Here is a 5295-nt window from a genome sequence, read left to right on the forward strand (position 1 = left end):
GAGAGAATAGAAGCCCTCCGCGCCGAACTCGCACGTCCTGTTGTCGTGGCGCTTGACGGGGGAAGCGGCTCCGGTAAGTCAACGATTGCGGCAAGGTTGGCGAAGCTGACCGACATAGCCTTGGTTACGCTCGATGATTTCTATCAAACGCAGGTTCCCGAATCCGAGTGGCCTCACAAAACCGTGGCGGAGCGGTTGAATCGCGTTTTTGAGTGGGACCGCGTTCGCGAGGCAATAGAGCCTCTACGCAAGGGGGAACCTGCACAGTGGCGAGCTTTCGACTTCATGCAGGGACTAGGCCCGGATGGCACTTACAGCCTCAAGAACGAATTTACCGAAGTCGCGCCAGCGCCCACGATTCTGCTCGAAGGAGCTTATTCCGCATCTCCGTTCCTTCGGGATTTGATCGACCTCGCCGTGATCGTGGATGTGCCGACCAAAGTGCGGCATGAACGGACTGCTGCGCGCGAACAGGGCGCGGAGGGCTTTTTAGCCGCGTGGCACGCTGTTTGGGACGATGTTGAAAGCTACTATTTCGAGCGCGTCTGCCCGCCAAGGTCTTTTGATCTGGTGATCCAGAATTAAATTCCTTCGCGCCCCTTATGTCGCGCAAATCCTGAAACCTGCACCACGTCCGCAGCGGCGCGGAATCCGGGCCGCGACGTGTCGCGAAAGTCAGTCGCACAAGTTTGACTTTCGCACCTGATTTTTGCGACAGATTTTTCCCTGCAAAATCAGCGCCGGCGATTTTGTCGCAAAAATCAGGAATTTCGCGACAAATTGATCGCGCCCCGGAATGCGAAGCCCCGCTGTCGGCCATTGTCTGAAGTTCCTCACGGGCAGGCGCTTGATACTTTACTAACTTGTCTGTAAAGTTTGGCTACTCTCACTGAATAGTGCTATCATGCCTGCCGCCCACTCGAACCGCTGGGTTCTTCTGGTGACCGTCGCCGCCGGTCTCCTGCTTATCGTTCTGGACAATTCGGTCCTCTACACGGCCCTGCCTACCCTGACGCGCGAGCTTGGCGCGACGGCAACGCAAGGGTTGTGGATCATCAACGCATACCCCCTCGTCATGGCCGGCCTGCTGCTCGGCACCGGGACGCTGGGTGACAGGATCGGTCACCGGCGCATGTTCCTCATCGGCCTCGTGCTGTTCGGTGTCGCGTCGATTGTGGCGGCCTATTCGCCTACAGCGGAAATCCTGATCGGGGCGCGGGCCTTTCTGGCGGTCGGCGCGGCGGCGATGATGCCCGCGACACTCGCCCTCATCCGCGTCACCTTCGAGGATGACCGGGAACGCAACATCGCCATTGCGATCTGGGGGTCGTTGTCGGTCGTCGGCGCTGCGCTCGGACCGATCATCGGCGGTTTTCTGCTCGGCCATTTCTGGTGGGGGTCGGTGTTCCTCATCAATGTGCCGGTAGTGGTCGCTGCCTTCATTTCGGCGCTGATCGTTGCGCCGAAGGTGGCCGGCGATGCGACCAAGCCTTGGGACGTGGTGTCGTCGTTTCAGGCATTGGTGGCGCTGTCGGCTTTTGTGATCGCGATCAAGGAATCTGCCCATGCCGGGCAGTCGTGGGCCGTCCCCGCTATTTCGCTGCTGGTTGCCATCCTCGCCGGAGCGCTGTTCGTCCGCCGGCAACTGCGCCTGCCGTTCCCGCTGCTCGACTTCTCGATCTTCCGCAATGCCGCGTTCACATCGGGCGTTCTAGCGGCCGCGTTCTCCCTGTTCGCCATCGGCGGTGTTGAGCTTGCTACGACGCAACGCTTCCAGCTCGTTGCGGGCTTCACGCCGCTGGAAGCCGGGATGCTGGTTTCGGCGGCGGCGCTCGGATCATTGCCGACTGCGCTGCTCGGTGGTGCATTCCTGCATCGTATTGGCCTACGTATCCTTATAGCTGGCGGGCTTGCGGCGGGATCGCTGGCGGTCCTGCTTGCGACATGGGGCATCACTCATGGCCTTGGCTGGCTGATCGCCGGTCTGGCGCTGACCGGTGCCGGCGTAGGTGCAACAATGTCGGTGGCATCAACGGCTATTGTGGGCAATGTGCCTGTGCATCGCGCCGGCATGGCGTCGTCGGTCGAGGAAGTGTCCTACGAGTTTGGCAGTCTGTTCGCTGTCACAATTCTCGGAAGTCTTTTGGCCTACCTCTATACGGTCAACGTCGTGTTCCCCGCCGGAACCTCGGAAGCGGCCCGCGACAGCATGGCGTCGGCGCTGGTCTTTGCCAACGAGGCGGGGGCCGATGGTGTTGTCGTGCGTCAAGCGGCAGGAATCGCATTCGACCACGCCTATACGGTCGTCATGTACGTGGCGGCGGGTGTTCTGGCCGTGGGTGCCCTGATCACCGGCATCCTGTTGCGGCGCTACGGTCCCGGCTCGCAATCGTCAGCCTATCCCACACAACACTAAGGAAGCCGACATGGCGAGAGCCAGCAAGCGCCTCGAAGTGCTTGAAGCCATTGTGAGCATCATCGAGCGTGACGGCCTCACCGCCGTCACCCTCGACGCCGTAGCGCTCGAAACCGGCATGACACGCGCCGGCCTTCTGTATCATTTCCCGTCGCGCGAAGCCCTGATCCTCGCCACCCATGAGCATCTGACTCGCTCATGGGAACAGGAGCTGGAAGCGAGCGCCGGCAACACCTCGGACAGGGCGACAGACGCCGAACGACACGCCGCCTACATCAACACCTGCGCAAGAGCTGCCCGGCGGGTCGAACTGCTGCTCATACTGGAAAGCTCCGACAATCGGCAGCTTGGCGATCTGTGGCAACAGGTCATCGACCGCTGGGCACCTCCTGCGCCGATTGGAAACGACGCTGCCGAGTTGGACAGGTTCATTTCGCGCCTTGCCGCCGATGGGCTGTGGATTCACGAGGCGCTGTCGTCGCGCCCGCTCCCCGAGCAACTGCGCAAGCGTATCGCGGCGCGCCTCGTCGCGATGGCCGCCGGACCTGTTGAGGCGGAAGAAAACCTCCCGAAATAACTGGTGTCCCCCCACAACCCTACTGCGCCGGTGCTGCCGGCGCTTTCACGGTGATGGTGCATTGCTGATCTGAACCGGCCGTGCGCGCGGCCTCGGCGCATTGCCCGATCGCCTCGGCATTGTCGCGCACGAGCTGCGAGGAATCGGCCACCCGCATCATGGTGACGCCGGCGTTCCATCGGTCCTGACCTATGACGGTCGCCGCAACATGGGTGTCGGCCGAGAAGGGCAGGAAACGCGGCAACAGCAAAATCAGGAATATGCCGACGAACAGCCCGACAAGGCCGGCCATCCATATGCGGAAATCCTGACTTTTCCGGTCGTAGGCGCTTTTCGTATGAGCGGCGAGGTTCCGGCCGGCGCGCTCGAGGTCGGACGCCTGCCGCTCGAGCTGCTGCGCGGCGGTGCGTATCAGGGCCTCGCCGCTGCGCTCGAGGAGCGCCGCATAGTGTGTCGCACCCTGCCGGAGAATAGGCGATTGCTCTACGCCGTGCAGCCGCTCCGCAACATTGTCGAGCGCCTGCACGAGCTGGGCGAGCTGGGGCTTGTAGTCCTGCGCCGGCTCGATCTTTTCGAGCTGGTCGAAAGCCGCTTCCAGCCCGCGCCGCATCACGGTCATTTCCGCGCCGATCTGCGCGCCCTGCGTCTCGATCGTGCGCCGGAGCGCGTCGAACGCGGCGTGGGCTACCTGAACGATATCCAAGGATTTCCTGACCCTGCGCTCTATCCCGATATTGCTGAGGCGGACTGCAGGCTGGTGGTTATGCACTCAGCGCAGCGGGATGGCATCGCCACCCGCACCGGTCACCTTCGACCCGAAGACGCGCTCGACGAGATTGTGCGGTTCTTCGAGGCGCGGGTTTCCGCCTTGCGACGGAGCGGGGTCGCTGCCGACCGGCTCATCCTCGATCCGGGGATGGGATTTTTCTTGAGCCCCGCACCGGAAACATCGCTGCACGTGCTGTCGAACCTTCAAAAGCTGAAGTCGGCGTTGGGGCTTCCGCTATTGGTCTCGGTGTCGCGGAAATCCTTCTTGGGCGCCACCGTTGGCCTTCCTGTAAAGGATCTGGGTCCAGCGAGCCTTGCGGCGGAACTTCACGCGATCGGCAATGGCGCTGACTACGTCCGCACCCACGCGCCTGGAGATCTGCGAAGCGCAATCACCTTCTCGGAAACCCTCGCGAAATTTCGCAGTCGCGACGCCAGAGACCGAGGGTTAGATCATGCCTAGCATTCACCTTCCGGCCGCCCGCTAGCGGACCCTGGTCAGGTTCCGCGAAGGTGGGCGCAGACATGCTGGGCTCGTCAGGATCAAACTGCACTATGAGGCGGCGGTTCATACCGCGCCAGGGGAGCGAATGGACAGCGAGGAGCCTCCGAACGTTCGGGTCGCCTGCTCGGGTGATATCGACGAGGTTGTGCGGCTGATGCACGACGCTGCGGCGTGGATGTCCGCCAAGGGAACGCCCGCCTGGGACGTCGCGCGGATCGACCGGACATTCGCGGAGACCTTCGTCCTGAGATCCGAGCTCCTAGTCGCGAGTTGCAGCGACGGCATCGTCGGCTGTTGCACCTTGTCGGCCGAGGATCCCGAGTTCTGGCCCGACGCCCTCAAGGGGGAGGCCGCATATCTGCACAAGCTCGCGGTGCGACGGACACATGCGGGCCGGGGTGTCAGCTCCGCGCTGATCGAGGCTTGCCGCCATGCCGCGCGAACGCAGGGGTGCGCCAAGCTGCGGCTCGACTGCCACCCGAACCTGCGTGGCCTATACGAGCGGCTCGGATTCACCCACGTCGACACTTTCAATCCCGGCTGGGATCCAACCTTCATCGCAGAACGCCTAGAACTCGAAATCTAACGTCCGTTCGGGCATCGAGGTCCATGTCGGGGTGGGACGGGCCCGTGGCTTCAAGATCACTTGCAGTCCGACCGCGATGTCTTGGTTGCGCGAGAGGTTGTCGATATCCTCCACTTCCATCATCAACCCTGGATAATGCCGCCGCCGTCATCGCCGCCGACGCCCGTGCCGGGCTTTTCGGGCCTGTCAGGCTTGCTCGGCCTTCAGCCTGCCTGGGCGAGATCTCCGGCGGACGGATTAACGGCGGAGCTTCGCCGCCTTTCGTGCGTGTGAAGGCCGAAGATAGTTCTCTCAAAAACATCCGTTTATGAGAGATACCAAATGTCATTTTCAGAAGACGACTGCACCAGTTGATTGGGCGTAATGGCTGTTGTGCAGCCAGCTCCTGACAGTTCAATATCAGAAGTGATCTGCACCAATCTCGACTATGCTCAATACTCGTG

The 5295-nt window shown here is 62.1% G+C and carries 5 protein-coding genes and 1 pseudogene; 5 read left to right on the plus strand and 1 reads right to left on the minus strand.

Annotated elements, in window-relative coordinates; translation table 11 throughout:
• The 3 genes from ACF8SD_RS11720 to ACF8SD_RS11730 all read left to right on the plus strand — a co-directional run.
• On the plus strand, positions 1-585 hold a 585-nt coding region (locus ACF8SD_RS11720; protein ID WP_270280978.1), incomplete at its 5' end, for a uridine kinase.
• 319 nt (positions 586-904) lie between these two features.
• Positions 905-2416, plus strand: coding sequence for an MFS transporter (locus ACF8SD_RS11725; RefSeq protein ID WP_003830786.1), 1512 nt, complete (start codon positions 905-907; stop codon positions 2414-2416).
• A 10-nt stretch (positions 2417-2426) separates the two neighbouring features.
• On the plus strand, positions 2427-2993 hold the full coding sequence (locus ACF8SD_RS11730; RefSeq protein WP_003830785.1) for a TetR/AcrR family transcriptional regulator: 567 nt from the start codon (positions 2427-2429) through the stop codon (positions 2991-2993).
• Between the two features lie 19 nt (positions 2994-3012).
• On the opposite strand, the gene ACF8SD_RS11735 is transcribed toward ACF8SD_RS11730, so the two are convergent.
• Positions 3013-3696 carry a DUF6118 family protein gene (locus ACF8SD_RS11735; RefSeq protein WP_392484409.1) on the minus strand — a complete coding sequence of 228 codons (684 nt, stop codon included), beginning with the start codon at positions 3694-3696 and terminating at the stop codon, positions 3013-3015.
• On the opposite strand from ACF8SD_RS11735, the pseudogene ACF8SD_RS11740 reads away from it, so the two are divergent.
• Positions 3661-4224: pseudogene (locus tag ACF8SD_RS11740) on the plus strand (dihydropteroate synthase); the annotation flags it as partial. The gene ACF8SD_RS11735 and the pseudogene ACF8SD_RS11740 overlap by 36 nt on opposite strands.
• A 127-nt stretch (positions 4225-4351) precedes the next feature.
• On the plus strand, positions 4352-4852 hold the full coding sequence (locus ACF8SD_RS11745; RefSeq protein WP_000376623.1) for a GNAT family N-acetyltransferase: 501 nt from the start codon (positions 4352-4354) through the stop codon (positions 4850-4852).
• The last annotated feature ends 443 nt before the right edge of the window (positions 4853-5295 follow it).

It is taken from the genome of Pseudomonas sp. CJQ_9, assembly GCF_043106615.1.
Lineage (GTDB): Bacteria > Pseudomonadota > Gammaproteobacteria > Pseudomonadales > Pseudomonadaceae > Aquipseudomonas > Aquipseudomonas juntendi.